The organism is Bacillus sp. XT-2 (assembly GCF_025696525.1).
Lineage (GTDB): Bacteria > Bacillota > Bacilli > Bacillales > Bacillaceae > Bacillus > Bacillus halotolerans.
Genome location: NZ_JAHVOC010000003.1, coordinates 69,888 through 91,214 on the forward strand (window position 1 = coordinate 69,888; position 21,327 = coordinate 91,214).

General features: G+C 34.7%; 20 protein-coding genes and 5 pseudogenes. 8 read left to right on the top strand and 17 right to left on the bottom strand.

All coding sequences use genetic code 11. The features are described from left to right. Positions 1–231: 231 nt before the first annotated feature. The 4 genes and pseudogenes from KXD37_RS10300 to KXD37_RS10315 form a co-directional block, all read right to left on the bottom strand. Entirely contained in the window at positions 232–1,134 is a 903-nt protein-coding gene (locus KXD37_RS10300) for a CPBP family intramembrane glutamic endopeptidase (RefSeq protein ID WP_263463513.1), read from the bottom strand. Positions 1,135–1,443: 309 nt separating this feature from the next. Further along, positions 1,444–1,807: pseudogene (locus KXD37_RS10305) on the bottom strand (hypothetical protein); the annotation flags it as partial. Between the two features lie 317 nt (positions 1,808–2,124). Beyond that, entirely contained in the window at positions 2,125–2,766 is a 642-nt protein-coding gene (locus KXD37_RS10310; RefSeq protein WP_150223390.1) for a glycoside hydrolase family 11 protein, read from the bottom strand. 204 nt (positions 2,767–2,970) lie between these two features. Beyond that, positions 2,971–3,051: pseudogene (locus KXD37_RS10315) on the bottom strand (hypothetical protein); the annotation flags it as partial. 397 nt (positions 3,052–3,448) lie between these two features. Between KXD37_RS10315 and KXD37_RS10320 the strand changes: the two are divergent. Further along, entirely contained in the window at positions 3,449–4,585 is a 1,137-nt protein-coding gene (locus KXD37_RS10320) for a RapH N-terminal domain-containing protein (protein ID WP_095713902.1), read from the top strand. Beyond that, positions 4,575–4,754 carry an aspartate phosphatase gene (locus KXD37_RS10325; RefSeq protein ID WP_263463514.1) on the top strand — a complete coding sequence of 60 codons (180 nt, stop codon included), beginning with the start codon at positions 4,575–4,577 and terminating at the stop codon, positions 4,752–4,754. Before KXD37_RS10320 ends, KXD37_RS10325 begins: the two co-directional genes overlap by 11 nt. Positions 4,755–4,794: 40 nt before the next feature. On the opposite strand, the pseudogene KXD37_RS10330 reads toward KXD37_RS10325, so the two are convergent. After that, a pseudogene (locus KXD37_RS10330) lies at positions 4,795–4,997 on the bottom strand (UV damage repair protein UvrX); the annotation flags it as partial. Between the two features lie 114 nt (positions 4,998–5,111). Between KXD37_RS10330 and bglS the strand changes: the two are divergent. Then, positions 5,112–5,843, top strand: a complete 732-nt coding sequence (gene bglS / locus KXD37_RS10335) for a beta-glucanase (protein WP_024121540.1) — start codon at positions 5,112–5,114, stop codon at positions 5,841–5,843. Between the two features lie 155 nt (positions 5,844–5,998). Here the strand turns inward: bglS and KXD37_RS10340 are convergent. The 5 genes and pseudogenes from KXD37_RS10340 to KXD37_RS10360 form a co-directional block, all read right to left on the bottom strand. After that, positions 5,999–6,666, bottom strand: a pseudogene (locus KXD37_RS10340) (UV damage repair protein UvrX); the annotation flags it as partial. A 328-nt stretch (positions 6,667–6,994) separates the two neighbouring features. Then, positions 6,995–8,283, bottom strand: a pseudogene (locus tag KXD37_RS10345) (Na+/H+ antiporter NhaC family protein). 457 nt (positions 8,284–8,740) lie between these two features. Further along, a complete protein-coding gene (locus KXD37_RS10350; RefSeq protein ID WP_024121536.1) occupies positions 8,741–9,097 on the bottom strand; it encodes a hypothetical protein in 357 nt (118 codons plus the stop codon). A 325-nt stretch (positions 9,098–9,422) separates the two neighbouring features. Beyond that, positions 9,423–9,965 (bottom strand): GNAT family N-acetyltransferase, encoded by a 543-nt coding sequence (locus KXD37_RS10355; protein ID WP_263463515.1) that lies wholly within the window; start codon positions 9,963–9,965, stop codon positions 9,423–9,425. A gap of 823 nt (positions 9,966–10,788) precedes the next feature. Then, positions 10,789–11,109 carry a hypothetical protein gene (locus tag KXD37_RS10360; RefSeq protein ID WP_024121532.1) on the bottom strand — a complete coding sequence of 107 codons (321 nt, stop codon included), beginning with the start codon at positions 11,107–11,109 and terminating at the stop codon, positions 10,789–10,791. 169 nt (positions 11,110–11,278) lie between these two features. Here KXD37_RS10360 and blyA point away from each other — a divergent pair, with 169 nt between their 5' ends. The 5 genes from blyA (at position 11,279) to KXD37_RS10385 (ending at position 15,302) form a co-directional block, all read left to right on the top strand. Next, positions 11,279–12,382 (top strand): N-acetylmuramoyl-L-alanine amidase BlyA, encoded by a 1,104-nt coding sequence (gene blyA / locus KXD37_RS10365; protein ID WP_254518255.1) that lies wholly within the window; start codon positions 11,279–11,281, stop codon positions 12,380–12,382. A gap of 116 nt (positions 12,383–12,498) precedes the next feature. Beyond that, on the top strand, positions 12,499–12,891 hold the full coding sequence (locus KXD37_RS10370) for a hypothetical protein (protein ID WP_017696898.1): 393 nt from the start codon (positions 12,499–12,501) through the stop codon (positions 12,889–12,891). A gap of 20 nt (positions 12,892–12,911) precedes the next feature. Then, entirely contained in the window at positions 12,912–13,163 is a 252-nt protein-coding gene (locus KXD37_RS10375; protein WP_017696899.1) for a phage holin, read from the top strand. A 155-nt stretch (positions 13,164–13,318) separates the two neighbouring features. Beyond that, on the top strand, positions 13,319–14,479 hold the full coding sequence (locus KXD37_RS10380; RefSeq protein WP_254518254.1) for a Rap family tetratricopeptide repeat protein: 1,161 nt from the start codon (positions 13,319–13,321) through the stop codon (positions 14,477–14,479). A 289-nt stretch (positions 14,480–14,768) separates the two neighbouring features. Then, positions 14,769–15,302, top strand: a complete 534-nt coding sequence (locus KXD37_RS10385; RefSeq protein ID WP_254518253.1) for a GNAT family N-acetyltransferase — start codon at positions 14,769–14,771, stop codon at positions 15,300–15,302. Positions 15,303–15,324: 22 nt separating this feature from the next. Here the strand turns inward: KXD37_RS10385 and KXD37_RS10390 are convergent, their stop codons facing one another. The 7 genes from KXD37_RS10390 to KXD37_RS10420 form a co-directional block, all read right to left on the bottom strand. Beyond that, positions 15,325–16,176 (bottom strand): class I SAM-dependent methyltransferase, encoded by an 852-nt coding sequence (locus tag KXD37_RS10390; protein WP_254518252.1) that lies wholly within the window; start codon positions 16,174–16,176, stop codon positions 15,325–15,327. Positions 16,177–16,349: 173 nt separating this feature from the next. Then, on the bottom strand, positions 16,350–17,132 hold the full coding sequence (locus tag KXD37_RS10395) for a HesA/MoeB/ThiF family protein (RefSeq protein WP_411910718.1): 783 nt from the start codon (positions 17,130–17,132) through the stop codon (positions 16,350–16,352). 35 nt (positions 17,133–17,167) lie between these two features. After that, complete coding sequence (locus KXD37_RS10400) at positions 17,168–17,494, bottom strand: hypothetical protein (RefSeq protein WP_263463516.1); 327 nt, start codon at positions 17,492–17,494, stop codon at positions 17,168–17,170. 4 nt (positions 17,495–17,498) lie between these two features. Beyond that, the gene (locus tag KXD37_RS10405) at positions 17,499–18,329 is read right to left on the bottom strand and encodes a class I SAM-dependent methyltransferase (RefSeq protein WP_254518250.1); all 831 of its coding nucleotides are present in this window, start codon (positions 18,327–18,329) and stop codon (positions 17,499–17,501) included. An 11-nt stretch (positions 18,330–18,340) separates the two neighbouring features. Continuing rightward, positions 18,341–19,579 carry an MFS transporter gene (locus KXD37_RS10410; RefSeq protein WP_254518249.1) on the bottom strand — a complete coding sequence of 413 codons (1,239 nt, stop codon included), beginning with the start codon at positions 19,577–19,579 and terminating at the stop codon, positions 18,341–18,343. 112 nt (positions 19,580–19,691) lie between these two features. Next, positions 19,692–20,942 (bottom strand): DNA polymerase thumb domain-containing protein, encoded by a 1,251-nt coding sequence (locus tag KXD37_RS10415; RefSeq protein WP_254518248.1) that lies wholly within the window; start codon positions 20,940–20,942, stop codon positions 19,692–19,694. Continuing rightward, entirely contained in the window at positions 20,935–21,228 is a 294-nt protein-coding gene (locus KXD37_RS10420) for a YolD-like family protein (RefSeq protein WP_081720806.1), read from the bottom strand. Before KXD37_RS10420 ends, KXD37_RS10415 begins: the two co-directional genes overlap by 8 nt. Between the last annotated feature and the right edge of the window lie 99 nt (positions 21,229–21,327).

Below are 21,327 nucleotides of genomic sequence, written 5' to 3' on the forward strand. Positions count from 1 at the left end.
TGAAGAAATTTGTGTAGCCAGCTGTCTTGAGTATCGCTTTACTCATCATGAGCATATCCATCTGAATATCTTAATCAGTTGGAAAAGCCACATTAGCAGTAAACGCTGCATGTACTTCAAAAGAAAGAATTATCAAATTTAAAGTTTAAGATTTTCATGGCAATCCCTCCGCACTATTCCCTTTGTGCCAAGAGATTTATGTCTCATTAAAACTGCTGTTTTATTCAGATATCAAACATCTTGGGTATCTTTCTTATTCTTAAACCATTGAATAGCATTTCGGCGAGTTATTGCAACAGGTATTAATAGCAGAGTACCGACAATAAGCAACATAAAAAAGATCACAAACAACGCACCTGTTCCCGGAACAATTTCTTCATAGGTAATAAAGCGTTCCTCCCCCTGCAGGACGAAGAACCGAGAATGTTCGAGAAAGGCTAGATGAAAAGCGATTGACGTCCATAAGCTTCCTGTTACAATATGCAGGAGTTGAAGGATGAATCCAAAAGACAACAATAAAACGATGTAATCTAATGTGATAGCAGGTGACTTAATTCCAGCTATATACTGCAAACCACTTACAGCTATTGGTGCAAGCACAAACAGAATCGGCTGCAGGAGCAAGGCCATGAAACAGTTAAATCGCCTGTTTAGAGCATAGTACACCGCCCCACGAAAAGTTAATTCCTCTGGAAAAGCTTCATAATAGAAAGCGATAATCATATTTAAGAGCAATACTGAAACTAAATGGATAGAGAAATGAAATTGTGAAATTTTGACCCAGTCCAATAAATGGGCGATTGTGAATCCAGATCCGGAAAGAATAATGACGTACATTGCACCCATAATGGCTTTCGGAACGGCTTGCCTCCACCCAGACAGTCCGATAGAGCAAAATGGCCTACTAGACGTCCGTTTGAGAAGAAAGTAGAGTAATGGAACAGTAATTAATGTTACTAAGCCTGATTGTATACCTTGCTGTAAGAGTTTAGAAGCTCCTGCTTGGCGGGCTATTGAACCGATTAAAGTAGCAAAAAACAAAGCAAATACGAACGTTCCCCAGCTTAGCAAGATAGTTACCAACCATTTTGGATGATTGTTTTGATTTCCGCTTTTGGTATGATGAAATTGCATATGGATACCCCTTTCACAACATTCATATGAAGCAATATAACCCCTACAGTCACTATACGTTCTATAACTGTTATTGTTTCAAATTCCTGTATATCCCACTTCCCTTCTGATTAAAATTGTTGTTTTATTGAGGTGCCATCACAAAAAAAGCGTCCTAGCTTCAGTTGCCGGTACGCTTACTTTCTTAATATATAAACATATAACGACATTTCAGAGTTATCCGGATTTTCAAACTATATCTTCTGAAATTGCTGACTCTTTCTTAAAATAAGCTTCTAACTGATCAAAAACTAAGAGCTGTGTGTATTCAACAATTTCACTCCACAACCACATATCCATTGTCTGTAAAGTAAATCCATCAGGAAAATTCTTCATTTTCACAATCATTGAACCTCTTGCCGGTTGTTTTATGGAGAATAGCCAGTTCTTCTCCATTAACGAAACGTACAATGGCCTCATCAAATTCAATTGGTTGATTAACGGCATATCCTTCTTTTAAAGCCTAAATAAACAAATAAGGATCATCTTTTTACAGCTCCTAAAGAACATTGGCATATTGTTCATTTTTGTCTCTAAGCAATTCGAAATTAATCAACGATATGTATAAATCTTTATCTGATAAATTTAATTTAATGAAGGTGTCTCTTGTGAGCAAGCGTAGACTACAAAAAATATCGCTATTAAACAAAAAATTGATAACATTCTCATTTTAATACTATTCCAGTAAACTTATAGGGAAAGTTATAGGGAAAGTTATAAAACCTGATGGAGAATACCCTACCTCCAGCAATGCCAAGGCCATTCACCTAGTAGAAAACGACCTTTAACCATTCCTAACGATTTTAATAATCATTCACCATACTTGATCCATATATTGGGATTCCAACTAAAAGGCCGTCGCTTCTTAGTAAACTCACAATAACAACGATTATAAAATTTCTCAAGGAACGATCAGCAGCCCGTTAGCTACCCCTGATTAAAGATAATCTGTTACCACACTGTTACGTTAGAACTTCCACTACTTTGATATCCCTCTGTCGCTAATACTTGGTAAGACCAATTACTACCCAGATTCATCCCATATCTCTTCCATGCGTTAACGTGATTGCTGAAAGTGATTGTAGCGTTGCTTCCAGTTGGTCTCTTCGACTGGCGAACACTCCAGTACTGCGTAAAAGTAGTTTTATCGCCATCAATGGAAGGTGCATCATAACGTGTAGTTGTGTACACGTCATATGTACCCCCATCACTGTAAACCGTACCTTTATACGTTCCAGTAGGTCTATAAGTACCCCATGAATCCACTACATAATATTCTATGAGAGGTGATCGCGTCCAACCATATAAAGTCAAATATGCATTGCCATTCGGCGCCCAAACTCCGGCATTATAGTTTATCGTCCTAAATGGCGAACCTGTAGTCCAACCTTTACCAACAACGAAATTCCCGGTATTAGACCAATTCACACTGTAATTCCCGCCAGACCCATTGACAGCGTTTACTGTTCCGCCCCCATCAGTCCAATTTTGCCAGTAGTCTGTGTTAGCTGCAGAGGCGTTTGCCGAAAACAAGCTAATACTCATCAAAGCTGCCGTTAATCCAACTAAGAAATTCTTTTTAAATTTAAACATATGTTTCCTCCTATAATATTTTTTCTGACTTTGACATGAGGTAGCACTCGTATCTATTTAAAACATCCTTAATTACTACCCCCCAAAGCTTTTGATCGTCCCCTTCAATATAATATCACGAATTCACAAGCAAATATTAAGAATATTTGTAATTTAATTACAAATACCTAAAAAATTATATTATAAGTGGTCTTGTTCCGCCATAGCCTGATCCTTTTTTCGCAGAATCACAATTCTTGTTTCTAAATCTGATGGAGTAATATCTGTAATTAACCTCCATTCGAACCATTTCGTTTAAAGTCTTACGTTTTACGTTCGTTTAATCCCTATTCACCAATCCAATTAGCAAATATCCTTATGTTTATCGCCTTTTTAAACTCTTTTTTAATTTTTACGATAAGCATGTTATTCGTGTACGATATATGACTTGATTGTATTTGTTGACAATTTGACAGAGAAATTTAATGCACTTCTAACTTTTTTAACTGCAATGGGAATTGTGGTTGACCCACAACTCAAGTCATTTCTGACAGTGAACAAGCAATGGATTACGAATCTGCACAATAAACCCCTACGTTCTCTTAATTGAGGAGGGTATTTTTTCGTTTTTAAGATAACATTAATCTTCCTTATTCATTTAAATATGATAAAATATTACATATTTAATATAGGAGGGCTTGTCTTGGAGCAAATGATCTCTTCTTCTAAAGTCGGAGTGAAAATAAATGAGTGGTATAAATACATAAGATTGTTTAGTGTCCCAGATTCGGAAATATTGAAAGCTGAGGTCGAGGAAGAAATAAGGCATATGAAGGAAGACCAAGATTTATTGTTGTACTATTCTCTCATGTGTTTTCGTCACCAATTGATGCTGGATTACCTTGAACCCAAAACAATGAACGAAGAACGCCCTAAAATTTCAGACTTATTAGAAAAGATCGAAAGTAACCAAACTGATTTGAAGGGAATTCTTGAATATTATTTTAACTTTTTCCGGGGTATGTATGAATTTGAACAGTACGAATATCTTAATGCCATAAGCTTCTATAAGCAAGCCGAGAAAAAGCTATCACTTGTCGCAGATGAGATAGAGCGAGCAGAATTCCACTACAAAGTTGCAGAGATTTATTATCATATGAAGCAGACACATATGTCGATGCATCATATTGTTCAAGCAATAGAAAGTTATAAAGCACATGAAACTTATACTGTAAGGGTTATTCAATGTTCGTTTGTTATTGGACTTAACTATTTAGATATGGAATATCCTGAAAAAGCGATTCCTCATTTTAAAGAAGCTCTAGACAAAGCGAGAGAAATCGACATGCCACGTTTAATAGGTTCGTCCCTATATAACCTTGGCTTATGTTCATTTGCTGAGGAAGTTTATGAAAAGGCAGCTGAGTACTTTAAAGAAGGTATACTAGTATACCAAAACAACGGGTACGAGCATTCAAATCGTTTATTAGATATCTTGTTAATGTTATCAAAAACCACATTTAAAATGAGGAATCAATCAGAAGCAATTTCTTGGTGTGCACATGGTCTGTCTTTGTCCAAGAATTTAAATGATGAAATTATGGCTAAAATGTTTGAATTCATTAATGCCTTACATGTTGATGACGACAAAGAAAAATTAAATTCGATTCTAAATTATTTAGAATCGAAATCAATGCTTTCAGACGTGGAGGATTTAGCCTCAGATGCAGCGAAGTATTATAATGAAAAAGAAGACCATAAAGTAGCTAATGTTTTTTATGAGAAAGTGCTTTATGCCCGTAAACAAATTCAGAGAGGGGATTGTCTTTATGAAACTTAAGCATGCATCTGTCTTTATTTTAGCCATTGTTTTAATTGGATTTGTCAGCATTTATTTAACTAACACTCAAAAAGATGTCCATGAAGCACGTAGAGGGCATACAGCAAGTATTGGTTATTTCACTGATGGACATTCATTTGAAGTTGCTAGTAGAGGTCATACTTCTTAAATATGTATCATTCCCCCTTCAAATTTTGAAGGGGTTATTTTTACGATTTATGTCCACCAGTTAGACCTGCTTTCTGAAGCGCAGTTCCTGCAGGTGTATAAGAAACTGCTCTCAGGATCGCTTTCGATTCAAATTTGTTTCTTTCCCATCCATTACAAACCCGAGCTTTCTTCTTTCAAATAGGCTTATTTGCTGATTAGAGTTATCTTCAATATTAGACAGAATAACTGAGATACTTCTTACTTACATGATTCTAGTAAGAAGATTGTTATTATCATTATTTTGACTGATGTTCCCTTTTAAAAGAATCATGTATGATCGATATAGAAAACGCTTTCAAAGAAAGGGGATACCAACATGTCTAATCGTATGAAACGAGTGTTGTTGCTTTTTATCACTGGATTGTTTATGAGTTTGTCTGCAGTCACTTCTACTGCCTCGGCTCAAACCGGCGGATCGTTTTTTGACCCTTTTAACAGCTATAACTCCGGATTATGGCAAAAAGCAAATGGTTATTCGAATGGAAATATGTTCAACTGCACTTGGCGTGCAAATAACGTATCAGTGACGTCATTAGGTGAAATGCGTTTGGCGCTAACAAGTCCATCTTATAACAAGTTTGACTGCGGGGAAAACCGCTCTGTTCAAACATATGGCTATGGACTTTATGAAGTCAGAATGAAACCAGCTAAAAACACAGGGATCGTTTCATCGTTCTTCACCTACACAGGTCCAACGGATGGAACTCCTTGGGATGAGATTGATATCGAATTTTTAGGAAAAGACACAACAAAGGTTCAATTTAACTATTATACAAATGGTGTAGGAAACCATGAGAAGATTGTGGATCTCGGATTTGATGCAGCCAATGCCAATCATACGTATGCGTTCGATTGGCAGCCAAACTCTATTAAATGGTATGTCGATGGGCAATTAAAACATACTGCGACAAGCCAAATTCCGACAACACCAGGAAAGATCATGATGAACTTGTGGAATGGTACGGGTGTAGATGAATGGCTCGGTTCCTACAATGGTGTAACACCGCTATACGCTCATTACGACTGGGTGCGTTATACAAAAAAATAATACCATATGTGATAAGAGCCTGCAGCCTCAATATAGCCAGGCTCTTATGATTGTAATGAGAAAATTGTTGGCGTTCCCTATAGTGAAACTATATGAGTTAGTTTCTTAACTAAATGATAACAAAAAACGATTATATTTTTAGTCACTTTTTGTGATGACTTATGCCCACCAGTAAGCCTAGCTCTGTGAAGCGCAGTTCCTGCAGGTGTATAAGAAACTGCTCTCAGAATCGCTTTCGAGCCATATTTGCTTCTAATCCCATCCATAACGAATCCAAGCTTTCTTCTCTTTTCATTATCCACTTCAAATAAACTCAACTGTTGATTAACTTCATCTTCAATATTTGATAACGTAACCGAGATACTTCTCACTGTCTTACCTGAGTAAAACTTATGAAAGAGCATCAAGCAGCATCTGTAGTCCATCGTGATATTTGTGGGAAGATCAATTGTTTTGGATCGATGAAATTCCCCCCAAGCTCATCCTTACTGTAACCAATCCCCAAGCTTATTGTTCGACCAACTTTGTTATGTGTACGTGCCCTTCTTGCAAATCTCCAAGAGAACAGCTTTAATCTCTTCCCTCTTTGTATACTCCCTCAGAAAAATCTGACTCTTACCAAAACTAATTTGCCTCTGCATCAAAGGAGCACCAATTTCTGATAAATCAATTTCCGTGATCATGGTAGCACAACTTGTTACCCTTTATTCCGAACTTTTTTCAAGCAGCTCTAAGGGAAACTTGGCTAACTGGTCTACAGTCGATATCTCCATTCGGATCAGGTTTCTTTCTATCCTCCCTCCTATCCCCACATTTTAGACAACGAATGAAGCAATTTGTCTCGCTCCTTTATTGATCCAATATCAATAGAAAAAAAGTTCCTTATTCAACATAAATAAGAACAAGAATTCGATGTAAATATTGGTAATGCTATTCCATATCCTTGAATGATCCTTACTTAAAACAATCTACACGTCTCCAAATAAATAAACCTCTAAAAATTAGAAGACATAAAAAATAACAAGAGCTTTAAAACCCTTGTGAAAGCTTGTTTTCATTACACTCTCTATCTTCCTTTTTCATCATTTCTATATGTGTTTACGAATTTTGGTTAAAAAAGAAAAAGGTACCGTTTGGTACCTTTTTTATATTTATTTCTCATTTCTTGTGAATTTTGGCAGTCCGAATATAATTGCTATGATGCCGCAGATCCCGATTAAAACAGGATAGAAAGAGTAATGCAAGATGCTGACAGGTGAAATATTCCCAAATTTCCCGGCCGATAACATCTGCGCGCCATAAGGAATTAAGCCTTGTATCACGCAGGAAAAGATATCTAAGATACTTGCCGACTTTCTATTGTCGATTTTAAATTCATCAGAGATATTTTTGGCTATCGGTCCGGCTGCAATAATAGCAATCGTATTATTGGCAGTAGCTAGGTTAGTAACACTGACCAATCCGGCAATACCGGCTTCAGCACCTTTTTTCGAATGGATTCTTTTGGAAATGAATCCCACCAAAAAGTCAATCCCTCCGTTTTGTTTCATGACGCCGACCATTCCGCCAATTAACATTGAAAGGATGATAAGATCAGACATTCCGGCAATTCCATCCGTAATTGCTTTAAAATAAGACTCAAGCGTCAAGCTGCCGCTTGCAAACCCTATAATTCCTGTTAAGATCAATCCTCCAAAAATGACAGCCACCACATTAAAACCAATTAACGCAAAGACTAACACGGCAACATAAGGAAGTACTTTAAACCAGCTGTAAGATTCAGCTCCGGTATGTCCTACGTGTCCTGTCGGTATAAAAAATAATAAAATGATAGTTATGATAGCAGCAGGCAAAACGATCAAAAAATTCGTTTTAAATTTATCCATCATTTGTGTTTTTTGTGACCGTACTGCCGCGATGGTGGTGTCCGAAATAAAAGAAAGATTATCTCCAAACATAGCTCCGCCGACAACAGCTGCAATAGCGATTGCAGTAGACAAACCAAGTTCTCCGCTCAAACCGGCGCTAATTGGAGCAACTGCGGCAATCGTCCCCATTGATGTTCCCATCGAAACAGAAATAAAACAAGCAATGATAAATAGCCCTGCAGTATAAACTGCTTCGGAATAATGCTCAAAGCAAGGTTGACGGTTGAGTGTACCGCTCCCATCGTCTCAGCTGCAGAAGCAAAAGCACCCGCTAATATAAAAATGATAACCATCATAATAATATCAGGATGTCCCGCCCCGGAAGCAAACCATTCTATTTTCTGATTGAGAGATTGCTTCTGGTTAAATGAAAGCGCGAAAGCTGATGCTATAATTGCCGCAATCAATATCGGCAATTTATAGAAATCTCCAGTCAATACACCAGAGCCGACAAAAAGACCTACAAATAAGACTAGTGGCAATAGCGCCCAAGGATTTCCATTTTGTTTCATCTAAGTAGCCACCTTTAATTTCAGTATCAAAGTCGTTAAACATAGTCTAAACAACATTCCATACTTTAAAAGGCTACAGTAAAAAAGTCAAGCGGAAAAATAGTATAGTAATTATTAAATTAAAAACAGAAAAGAAAGAAGGATTTTTCAAGAAGAGGAAACAACACTTTCATCAACAGATTATTTGGAAAGTTCCATATACAAATACAACTGTTTGATGAGGAGTGTTTGAGGGGGAAGATGGCAACACGCAACGATACTGGCCATAAAAACTGTTTTAGCTATTATCAATAATACTAATATAAAAAGGAAAGGGTTCATACCCTTCCTTTTTATGCACCAACTTAATCTGCGGTCATAGCAATTGTTATTCAAACAAGACATAGCAGCATCAGAGAACATGAGGAGCATATACAAGAAAATAAATTCAATAATTAAAAGGGCGCTATTTTCATATTCAAATTGAGTTCTTGTAAGCACTAATTGCTTCGTTACGTAGTAGCATGTTATCTTTGTTAACCATACCTAAGTTGTAAGCTTTTTTAATAATATCTAATACCTTCAAATCCATTGCAGAAAGACTACCTCCACCATTTAATCTAGATTTCCAATAATCTAAAGACTTATTTATGTCAAGTGAGCTTTTTTTATTCTCGGGTTCAACTACCTCATTTTTCTCAAGTTTTTCACAGAATTCACTAAAACTAATGGATGAAGGAGTTGGATTATTCCCTCCATACCCTTCAGTAGCCAAACTGCAAAATGCTAAGAATTTTGGATCATAAATAAGATCACTTGAGTTTACATTTACCACCGATAACCACAATCCTTTCAGAGCTTTTTATAATCTTAGAGCACCCTTTCCATCTTTACACATGTTAAATATCGACAATTATTCAAATGATTTAATAATTGAATAAAAAAAGAACCTGCATTAAGCATGTTCTCTCCCTAATTTGCAAACTTTTGTTTTATAACCATTATTTTATTTAGATTGAGGATGCTTACTCGGAAAAGCAACAATACTTTAACATTGTGTTTAATTCGTATAAGTCTCCTTATAGCTCCCCGTTTTATTTAAGTATATTTCTTCATAAACTTTAGGGTGAAAAGAGAGAGACTATTCCCCCTAAATTCTATTAACTGGGCTGTTGTTTTAACCATTCTTTTTTTAGCAATGCATATTGAAAAGTGTTTTCATATTTAGGTGTTCCATCCTCGTATTTAGTAAATGAAATAAATTCAAGAAAATAACCTTCTTTACGCATACCTAATCTTTCACATAATTTTTGAGACCTATAGTTATCATCTTCAACATATGCATAAAGCCTTCTTGCTCCTTTTTGCAAAAAGAGATACTTTAAGAAAGCCTTCGCACTTTCACTTGCGTATCCCATCCCTTCGAATTGAGTATTGAAATTCCAACAAATAGAATAGGTATCTGGCTCTTCTTTAAAATAAAATAGTTCTCCTATTATATCATCACTATCTTTTAAGCAGACTGCAATATAAGAGTCATCTTTGCTTCTATTTTGCACTCTTAAGACAGCTTCTTCTAACGTAGAAATTCTGTCATCAAGAAAGCAGTTCACTCTTGGATTAGCCGAATATTCCAACAAGCCTTGAGAATCTGCCTCGCAAAAATTTCTTAAAATTAATCGGTGGGTTTCAATTTTTTGCATTTGTAATCTCCTAATTCAAATTTATCGATAATCTGATCAAGCAAGAAGATGGAATTTTATCACCCTCAAATGCATCAACTATGAAGATTCCCCCAGGTGGAAAATACATGGGTAAATACAATTATAAATACAATTTGAAGGGAGTTTCAGTTGGTGTTGCTACCGCAGCAATCGCCGCAGTCTCAAAAAAGCACCTTACAATGTCATACTAAGTATTGTATCATTTTTAGCAGGTACACAAACAACTGCATATTATACGGTATTCCAGTATCGTTATGCCTTTAAATGTAATGCATAACCTTATGCCAATAGAACAAAATTCTATGAAGACTCGTCAAGAAAGAAAGTCTTAAGAACAGCAGACAGCGCTAAATTCTTTGGAAGCAGACCAATTCCGGCAAGTTGTCGGCCATAAAAACGAGGTGAAAATATGCAACAAGAAAAAACAACAGTTATTAATAGGATAATAAAAAGATATATCCTTTTTTCCTTGTTTTATGTGCTTGCTATTTCGTTTACATGGGGGTACTGGGGAACAAGTTTACTGTGATTCCACTGGCTATTTTCATTGTTGGCTCTTTAATTGGCGAGTTCGTAAGAATAGGGAGGATAAAAAGATAGGAGGTTCCACCTTCTATCTTTTTTGTTAACAGCTACAAACTCTCACTGAATCTTTACTGGAACTAAGAAAGAGTACCCCGCAAAACAGTAATGAAGATATTAGTCAACAAGAAGTAACTAATCTAAGTCTGAAACGAATATGCAACTAGTATTTCGATATTAAGGAGGTGGTTATGTTCTAGATAAAATAAAACCTCATCCGCTAAGAACGAGGCTTCTTCCAATCTATCGCTATATTCTGCTTGCATTTACGACAAGTAACATTGTGTTTTCCGTACATTACAAAATTGTTTTTAAATTCACATCGCGGACACTCTAGACGCTCTCCTCCAAAAAAGGCTCCAAAGATAAGAAAGACGCTGAGTGAACCCAGACCCAATCCCGGCAGGATACCGATTATAGAAATAATTAAGATAATACTTATTAAAAAAAGCACTAAACCAACAGTAAACATAAACAAACGAGGAATCCATCGTTTTGGAGTCATCCGTCTTCGCTCAACCTCTACTCTTACAAAGTCCATTCCCCTTACCTCCGTGACGTGATGGTAAAATTATACTACGGAATTAATTTAAACAGCAATGTGTTTTATGTATTTAAATCGAATATAGAAAGTTTTCTAAATGAGAGATTGGGTCAATCCCCTTCTCTCTTTTTTGTGTTCAAATTTTAATTTATAGGAGAGATGTTTTTTGTCAGCTTATACAAACAATTATATTCCAGTAAACAAATATACTCGCCCTGGTTTAAAGTTAAATGGTGTTAAGAAGTTAGTTGTTCATTACACAGCCAATCCGGGAGCCGGTGCAGATAATCACCGAAGATATTTCAGCAATGCGCAAGTTTATGCATCAGCTCACATTTTCGTAGATAGGACAGAAGCAATTTGTATTATTCCGTTAAATGAAGTAGCTTATCATGCAAATGATATTCAGCAAAGAGATAGTGCCGGAAATCCTTATCGAGGAGTTGCTGCACTGAAACCAAATGCGAACTTCTTATCTATTGGGGTTGAGATGTGCCTTGAGAAAGACGGTTCATTCCATTCAGATACAGTTGAAAGAACTGAGGATGTGTTCGTTGAATTATGTAATAAGTTTGGTTTAGATCCTATTAATGATATTGTTCGTCATTATGACATCACCCATAAGAATTGCCCTGCACCATGGGTATCTAACAGCCAAAAATTTGTAGACTTTAAAAATCGAATAAAGGCAAAAATGTCAGGCAAATCTGTTTCAAAAGCTTCGCCAACTAAACCAACTACATCCTCCCCTTCCTCTTCATCAGCAGCAAGTGGTTCACTAAAATCCAAAGTTGACGGCCTTCGCTTCTATTCAAAACCATCTTGGGAAGATAAAGATGTTGTCGGCACAGTAAATAAAGGTGTTGGATTCCCTACAGTTGTAGAGAAAGTTAAAGTTGGATCTGCGTATCAATACAAAGTTAAGAACTCTAAAGGCGCTACATACTACATCACTGCTTCTGACAAATATGTTGATGTTACAGGATCAGTTAAAACCTCTTCACCTTCCCCTAAAACAACATCAACTTCTTCAAGCTCCTCATCTATTAAATCCGTGGGAAAAATCAAAATTGTCGGTGTATCAAGCGCAGCAATCGTAATGGACAAACCTGATCGAAATAGTTCTAAAAATATTGGCACAGTTAAGCTTGGAAGCACTATTTCAATTTCTGGTTCAGTTAAAGGTAAAAACAATTCAAAAGGTTACTGGGAAGTTATTTATAACGGTAAACGTGGATACATCTCAGGACAATTCGGTTCAAAAATTTAATTATATTCAATAATCTCGGAGGATATTTGTTGATCTAATGTATCAGTGACTATCCTCTTAATTTTAGGAGGTGATGTAATGTCACCTTTCTATATTCATTAAAGGTTGGTGGACAAATGGATAACTTTGAGCAAAGCACCATTTCAAGATTAAGTGCACTAGAAGAAAAAGCAAAACACACTAATAACAAGATTGACTCTCTTGAAGAAAGAACAAATGTTATCGGTCGTATCGCAACACTTGTTGAGCAACAAGTCGAAATTAATAAAGACTCTCAAGCACAATCAAGAGAACAGTTCAGCACTCTAAACGAAATGAGCAACAGTTTAAAAAATCTAAGCAAATCATATGAAAAACTGGACAATCGAGTTGAAATATTGGAACGCTCTGATTCTACTCGTAAAATTGATCCCTCACAATTTACAAAAGACCTTGTATTCAAGGTGCTGCCAAGTGTAATTGCCACAATTATCGGCGCATGGTTACTCATACATTTTGGCCTCAAATAAAATGAACAGGAGACGATTAAATGACTAAAATCAATTGGAAAGTAAGACTAAAAAAGAAAACATTTCTTGTGGCAATTTTCTCTGCCACGCTTTTATTTGTACAGGCAATTGCCTCTGCTTTTGGATACGACTTAACTGTATTTGGTGACGATTTAACAGAGAAATTTAATGCACTTCTAACTTTTTTAACTGCAATGGGTATCATCGTTGATCCAACAACTCAAGGTATTTCTGATAGTGAACAAGCAATGGATTATGATTCACCGAGATAAACCCCTACCCTTCTCTTAATTGAGGAGGGTATTTTTTTCGTTTTTTCAAGTTTCACGCTTATAATCATTTTATTTGTAATTTTCATACAAATCACTTTACATTTCTTTCCTCCAGTGCAACTATATAATAAAAAGGACAGAAAGGGGTTTGAAACTTGAAGACTGAAAAAGCCATTCCCTATGACTTAGTGGCGACAAAAATGAATCATTGGTATGTGGCAATTAAAAAAAATTGGGTCGGTAGAGCTGAGGAAATGCGAAAAGAAGTTATGCAAGAAATAAAGATTATGGAAGAGAATCAAGATGTCTTGCTATACTACTCTCTACTCGAATTTAGACATAAATTAATGTTAGCGTATATGTATCCTAACGCAATAAAAGACATTGAGAAAAATTATGGTGAGTTAAAAGAATATGAAGGTCATGAAAACTTAACAGGAATGCTCGAATATTACTATTATTTTTTCATGGGTATGTTCTATTTTAGACAAAAAGAAATGACGTTCTCTCTTAATCACTATAGACAAGCAGAGAAATATTTGGACTCAATCGATAGCGAAGACATTGAAGTAGAAAAAGCTGAATTTTATTTTAAATTGTCAGAAGTGTATTACCACATGAAACAGACTTATTTTTCAATGAATTATGCCATGAGAGCCTATAATATTTTTAAAAAGCAGCCTGATGTTGATGGAAACTCTACATACGGTGTACAAAAAGTACGTTGTCAATTCGTCATATTTGGCAATTTGCTGGATAGCATGAAGTTTGATGAGGCGTTAAAACGAGCATATAAAGCTTACCAAGAAGCAGAAGAGCTGAATAAAAATGAGAAGAATCGTGGACATTTGATACGTTCAGCACTGTTTAATATTGGATTATGTTATAATCAAATGGAAGAACTTGATAAAGCATTTTTTTACTTTAATAAGTCGCTCCAAATCATTGAACCAGAAAACCATGATTATGCAGCTAAAACATTGTTTGTTATCTCCTTCTTAAAAGGAAGGCAAAACGATACTAAAAATGCTCAAGCGTTTTATGAACAATCAAAGCAAATAGCAGAACAGTATAACAATGAAGTAGTTATTGAAAAGCTGAAAATGGTTAAAGGTCTTTTCTTGGACTCAGATTTAAATTTAGTAAGAGAAGCATTCCAGTTCTTCAGAGAAAGAGGCATGTACCCTGATATGGAAAGCTATGGAGTTGTTGTAGCTGATTTTCTTACAGCAAAAAAAGAAGCTTGGGGTGCAATTGAATTTTATCGTTTGGCAAATGAAGCAAGAAGACAAATTAAAAGGGGAGAAGCAATATGAAAACAAAACTAATTATCTGCGCAGTTCTATTATTCGGTGTTGCCGGAACAGTGGGTGCTTCCTATCTCCAACAACAAAACGATACGTTCAAGGTTGCTGAAAGAGCCGAAACTTAAGTGTAATTGCATGAAGAGTGAGATCAAAAAATTCACTCTTCATGCTCAGTAAAACCGTCTTGTAAGTGTGTTCACTAACTTTGTGTTTTTATAAGAACCTTTTACTTTCCAATAAAATTTAAATTTATATGAACTTTCCCTATGTAATTCAACACTTGATCAGAGGTGATAAGATGTTTACTGTTAACGTTAATAATAAAGTAAAATTAAAGTTGTTAGATTTAGATGATAGAGATACTTTATTTAGATTAGTTGATAATAACAGAAGCTATTTGAAGAAATGGCTACCATGGGTAGATTCTGTTCAAAAGAAAACTGTTTATGATGGCATTATTAGATCTTGGGCAAAGGAATATATTGAGAAAGAAAGTTTGAACTTAGGAATTTTATACAATGAGAAAATTGTTGGGATGATAAGTTTACATGAAATTGATTTTGACAATAGGAAAACAAGTATAGGGTATTGGATAGAAGAACAAAGCCAGGGCAAGGGAATAGTTACCAACTGCCTTGAATTTTTAATTGACTACGCTTTTAGCAAATTAAAATTGAACAGAATAGAAATAAGGTGTAATCCAGAAAACACAAAAAGTATTCAAATACCTATTGCGCTAGGCTTTGTAAAAGAAGGAGTACTTCGGAATTCAGAATATTTAAACGGAAAGTCACAAGATTTAGTTGTATTTAGTATGATAAAAACAACATAAATCAAGCGAGCAAACAGCTCGCTTAGTCATTTTTTTGGAAAAATAGTATTTCTCCAGATAAATAATTTTCATTTTCTTTAAATACTGTTAACGTTTCTGTTAATCTGTTTTTCAAGGCTAGTTTATAATCTTCCCCAATTGGCATATTTTCTTCTCTGCATAATATTTCTTCCCTGTAAAGTATGTGGTCAATAACTTTGTTAATATCTACATCACTATAGTCTTCTGACATTGAAACCTGATTAAATAATTTGAATCCGCATCTTTCATATAATTCTTTGTATTGATTTAAGTCATAATTCAATAGTTCAGATTCAAGTTTTTGAGATGCTCTCTTAATAACATCCTCAGGCGGTTTAATTTTATAATATAAACATGTGTCAATAACCACCCCATTATTGACCAGTACTCTATGCATTTCTTCTAATGCCTTTTGATGCCCGTTCGATAAAAATGCCAATGTACCAGTAGTTATTATATGAGTAAATTCTTTATTTTCAAATGGCATATCCTTAATATCACCACAAATAAAATCCACATTTAGATCCACATAATCACAGATTTTCTTGCTTATTTCAACAAGATCATTTCTGATATCAATCCCTGTCACTTTTGCATCTGTGAGCATTTTCAACAAAAAACTTGAATGTCCAGTATTTGAACCTATATCTAAAATATTTGATTTAGAATTAATGTTTGAATTATCGACTAATTTTTTTATAGTATTCCATCCTCCGGGCGCTACGTTAGGATCACCAATGTACGCTGAGAAAGTTAAATAATCCATAGACAAAACTTCATTAGATGTTCTCCGTGGCATTATTTCATATAATATATTATATAAATAATTAATATCTTCAATTTCAATTGACATATTAACCACTTCCTAAAATGTTGTTTTTATACATCCTTTTAAATAATAATGAGAGCGAGCCTTATAAAGACTCGCCCTTAGAATTAATTCATTACGGGACCATCAAATCCAATTTTAATAGGTTTCTTCTTTTTAATTTTTTTAACTTTCATTAACATTCACCCCCTTTCAAGTTAATTATTTGCAGTTATTTTGTAACAAGTACACTGATTTTTAGCATTTTCAATCTCATGGAAATCAATCTTAAGGCTACGAGTATCGATATTTAAAACTTTATTAATAGTGATAGGTGTTATAGTTAATTGCGCAAGCGCTTTAATTATTTCATGAGCAACAATTGAAGAGACTAAGAAACAAATGGGACCAATTGATGGAGGAGTTATTTTATTATCAAAGTAATTTACTTTTTCTCTAACGTTGTTTGAAATTGAGGAGTCAACTCTTGTGCTAAAGTGCTCATCACAATTTAAGCATAGAGTTTTTCTTGGAATAATCAATGGTCCAACTACGCCGATATCGCCTGAGTAACCAGTAAAGATAACAGGGACATTTTCTGATACACATGCTTCATTAATCCACATAGGCAGTTTACCTACAGGACTGTCAGCAGACACAACAACAAAATCAGAATTATTAATTACTTGTTTTGCTTGCTCTACCGAATGAATTGTTTCGTTTACACATTCAACTTTTACTTCATTATCAATTGATTGGAGTCTTTCCTTTGCGACCTCAACCTTTAATCTACCGATGTCTTTTTCACTATAGAGAGTTTGTCTGTTTAAATTACTTAACTCGACAATATCTCCATCTACACAACGTATATTTTTAATACCCGCTCTAACTAGTAAATCTGCAACTGGAGATCCAATCCCTCCCATTCCGATTAGTGTTACATGAGCTTTCATTAAATTCTTCATTTGTATAAAACTTTGATCATAATCATTATTAAACAATGAAAAATAGCTTTGTTGTCTACTGTATCGTTTTTTTATTTTTTTATGTTGGTAATTTTCTTCCGAAATTTCTTTTTTTCAAGCAAACTATTTTCATATAAGATTTTCGCAACCTCTAGGCAATCCTCTTGATCTATATTATGATCTCGATTCATAAATGCACAAATAATATTAAGCGGTATTGATTTTTTTAAGAAATCAAAAAAGTCTAATATTAAATCTGGATCTCCTTCAATTTCAACTTCCTCACTTCCTCTATTGCAAATACATAAAGAGTTCTCAGTAATTTTAGTTATCATGGTACTCTCTTTAAGAATATATATTTTCTTGTAATCAATTACAGGTTTTTCGCAATTTGTCATATTATTACCACCAAGCACCTTTAGTAACTTTTCTATATATCAAAATACAATAATTTAAAAGTTTCCGATTTTCAAATAGTACCTGATATAACTCAAGCCACTTATCTTTAACCACACCCTTTAATTCTTGTGGTATTTCAAAACTCTCTACTTCTTGTTCTACATATTGTTCAATTGTTGATTCGTCGGCATGTTGTAACTCACCATCATAGAAATATACTTGTTGAAGGTTATCCTGATCTTCAAACGCTTGAATCCAATCTGCTTTGCTGAAGGCCTTCATATTTGTACCTAGGGTACTGTTAACCCTGTTTAAAAGCTCTGGCTGCGGTTTTTCTTTATAATAAAATTCTATTTCAACTATGTATCCCCATGGTCTAACTACTCGAGCATATTCTTTAATTGCTTGTTTAGGATTTTCCATAAAAGCAGTTGATCCTCCACATAAAACTCCATCAAATAAATCATCAGGGAAAACTAAATTCGTAGCATCACCTTGCATAAAAGTCGTGAGTCCTGGGTAGGAGATATCTTTTAACTTTGCATATTCTTTAGCAGTGCTGATCATTTCATGACTAATATCTAAACCAATCACTTTGCTCCCTGTTAAACGAGCCAATTCGTGTGTAACAAAACCAGTATTGCAACCAGCATCTAGAAGGAGTGAACCTGGTTCAAAATTACATTGTTCAACTGCTTTTTTAATAGAAGGAAAGCCGCCTGGTGGAATATTAGGTTGGTTTAAAAATGCTAAAAACTCGACATACGACATTTCATTAATATCATTCACAGTTGGATATGATGATTTTATGATTTCACTTGTTCTACTTCTCAATTAAATCACTCCTAAATTGTATAATTTGTAGTTGATTTTTCGTGGTCATCTAAATTAATTTTCGGAAAGTAAATTAACATAATCAACAAACCTACTGAACATAAAACAAATGAAAGTCCAAACGATGAAACTATACCATACAAATCAGCAATTCTTCCCAGTATTACAATGGATCCGGCATGTATAACACTATCCATTACATTATACAAAGAAAATAATTTTACCTTATTCTCAGTATTCCCAGCATTATTTTGTATAATAGTAACTTGTGCCACTTCTTTTAAATTGGTTGGTACACCAAACAGAAGAAACAGAAGTGCAGCAATAAAAAAGCTAGAATTCAAAATATAGCCTAAAACCACAACTGAATAGAATATAGAAGCTATTAATAAGGAAAAAAGCAACCTTTTTTTCAAGAAGTTATTTAACCTTAATACAACTAATCCGCCAATGATTGATCCGCATAAAAACGTAGCTGTTAAATAACCCCACCAAACCTCATTTCGATGTAAAACATTGATTACATATGCAAGTATGAAAGAGCTTGTCCAAATTCCCCCTCCTAAAAGAAAAAAAACTTCAGAAATAAAAAGCATCTTCAACTTTTTATTTTTCAAAATTAGCTTTAGTATACTTTTTGAATTTTTCTTTTGCTTTGTTTGTTGATAATTGGCAAGGTATAATTTATTTTTATCAAGGGTGCTAAATATTATAATAGAGAGTAATAGAAGAATTATAGATATGATTGTTACGTAGTTATAATTAAGTAGGGAAACTAACATACCACCACTAGACCATGCAATTAGATTGATAAGATTCCTTGTAATAGTTAAAGTACTATTACCTTTAACATTATCATCTTCAACAATCGGGATAATTGAATAATTTAAGGATTGATTGATGCCACTAGTGAATGGAATTAATGTAATTACCAAGAAGTATAAACTTAAGTTATTTATATATAGAACTATAAAAAACATTAAGAGAAGAACTAGCTTTATAATACTGCTTATTAAATATAGTTTTTTTAAATTTGATGTTAAAGACAAAACCCATCCAACAAAAAAGCTGCCTCCACTAAAGGCTATCATTGCAAGTACGACAGGCAAAGAGGCAAGTGTTAACGAATCTGTTAAGAAATAAATATAAGTTGTTGCAACTACTATATACAGAGTATCGGATAAAGTTGAAAAGCTAAAAGATAAAATAAATTTAAGAAAATTATTTTTCATATTTATGTAGAATACCACACCCCCTTTTTCATAATTATAACATTTCTTCTTTCTTTTTCAATACCAATTAATTGATTTTTTAGAATTTTTTATAATATCTAAACTTAATGAGTCTGATATCTCTTTTTTGCTATGAATTGTGCCCTCCTGTTAGCCCAGCTCTGTGAAGTGCTGTCCCTGCAGGTGTATAAGAAACTGCTCTTAGAATCGCTTTCGATCCGTATTTGCTTCTAATTCCATCCATCACAAACCCGAGTCTCCTTCTCTTTTCATTATCTACTTCAAATAAACTTAACTGCTGATTAACATCATCCTCAATATTCGATAACGTAACTGAGATACTTCGCACCGTCTTCCCCGAGTAAAACTTATTAAAGAGCATCAAGCAACATTCATAAATGTCCATCGTGATATTCGTGGGTAGATCAATTGTTTTGGATCGATGAAAACCACCGCCAAGCTCATCTTTACTGTATCCAATTCCTAGGCTGATTGTCCGACCAACTTTGTTGTGTGTACGTGCCCTTCTTGCGACTTCCTCACAAATCTCCAGAAGAACAGCCTTAATTTCTTCTCTCCTTGTGTAATCCCTCAGTAAGATCTGACTCTTACCAAAACTAATCTGACCTTGCATTATCGGTGCACCTATTTCTGATAAATCGATTCCATGTGCATGGTAGTACAACTGGTTTCCCATTATTCCGAACTTCTTTTCAAGCAGCTCTAAAGGAAATTTAGCTAACTGACCTACAGTCGATATTCCCATCCGATTCAGATTTCTTTCCATCCTCCCTCCTATTCCCCACATTTTAGACAACGGGTGAACCTTCCAGAGTTTATTTGGTACATCTTCATATCTCCAACGTGCAATACCACTTTTCGTTTTCTTACTCTCTAGGTCAAGTGCAAGCTTACTGAGCAACATATTATCTCCAATGCCTACTGTGCACATCAAACCAAATTCTCTCCACATGCTGCTTTGGATTGCTTTGGCCATTTCTTCAGGATCTTCTTTTCCTGCATCTAAAAAAGATTCATCAATTGAATACGTATGGACACATTTCTCAGGAACAAATCTGTAAAACAGCTTTGTAATTTCAGTTGAAACTCTGATGAAAAGCTTCATTTGTGGATTTACAATGTGTATCCTTGGATCTTCAGGTATCTCAAAAAGTCTCGATCCTGTTTTGATTCCAAAATCTTTTTTAAGTGCAGGAGATGCAGCTAATACTACACTTCCCTGTCTCTCCGTATTCCCTACAACAGCAAGATAACATGTTAAAGGGTTAAGCCCCATTGTTACAGCCGATACAGAAGCATAAAAGGATTTCATATCGACACAAAGTATATTCTTACGTGGAAATTGTGAGTAATCAATCATTGTATGTAACTCCTATGATGTTATTCATGTTGATATAGACTGTATTGTCGTTCTGGTCTTTAACGTGAAGCTTTTGTTGTTCAAAATTAATGTAATGGACTCTGCCGGTGACATTTTCAACGAATCCATTGTTAAAAAGCTTCAATACCAGCTCTTTATTAAATTCTAGCGCTTCAGAGACGATAATATCCATCTCTTCAATTTGTTGAGCGTCTAAGGACGGCTTTTCAATTTTTGATACATCAAGTAAGTCTTGTTTAAGCTGTGTTAAATGTTCTGGAAGCATCATTGATGTCCATTTGATTGTCCCTCGATCTCTAAGTATATCGACTCACTCCTTTATTGATCTAATATTAACAGAACAAATGTTCTTTATTCAATATAA

Coding starts and splice junctions, on each gene's coding strand:
- bglS (WP_024121540.1), top strand. CDS start 5,112: ATGTCTAATCGTATGAAACGAGTGTTGTTGCTTTTTATCACTGGATTG.
- KXD37_RS10415 (WP_254518248.1), bottom strand. CDS start 20,942: ATGATTGATTACTCACAATTTCCACGTAAGAATATACTTTGTGTCGAT.
- KXD37_RS10355 (WP_263463515.1), bottom strand. CDS start 9,965: ATGCAAAAAATTGAAACCCACCGATTAATTTTAAGAAATTTTTGCGAG.
- KXD37_RS10310 (WP_150223390.1), bottom strand. CDS start 2,766: ATGTTTAAATTTAAAAAGAATTTCTTAGTTGGATTAACGGCAGCTTTG.
- KXD37_RS10390 (WP_254518252.1), bottom strand. CDS start 16,176: ATGTCAATTGAAATTGAAGATATTAATTATTTATATAATATATTATAT.
- KXD37_RS10375 (WP_017696899.1), top strand. CDS start 12,912: ATGACTAAAATCAATTGGAAAGTAAGACTAAAAAAGAAAACATTTCTT.
- KXD37_RS10325 (WP_263463514.1), top strand. CDS start 4,575: ATGAAACTTAAGCATGCATCTGTCTTTATTTTAGCCATTGTTTTAATT.
- KXD37_RS10300 (WP_263463513.1), bottom strand. CDS start 1,134: ATGCAATTTCATCATACCAAAAGCGGAAATCAAAACAATCATCCAAAA.
- KXD37_RS10400 (WP_263463516.1), bottom strand. CDS start 17,494: ATGACAAATTGCGAAAAACCTGTAATTGATTACAAGAAAATATATATT.
- KXD37_RS10385 (WP_254518253.1), top strand. CDS start 14,769: ATGTTTACTGTTAACGTTAATAATAAAGTAAAATTAAAGTTGTTAGAT.
- KXD37_RS10370 (WP_017696898.1), top strand. CDS start 12,499: ATGGATAACTTTGAGCAAAGCACCATTTCAAGATTAAGTGCACTAGAA.
- KXD37_RS10420 (WP_081720806.1), bottom strand. CDS start 21,228: ATGCTTCCAGAACATTTAACACAGCTTAAACAAGACTTACTTGATGTA.
- KXD37_RS10360 (WP_024121532.1), bottom strand. CDS start 11,109: ATGGACTTTGTAAGAGTAGAGGTTGAGCGAAGACGGATGACTCCAAAA.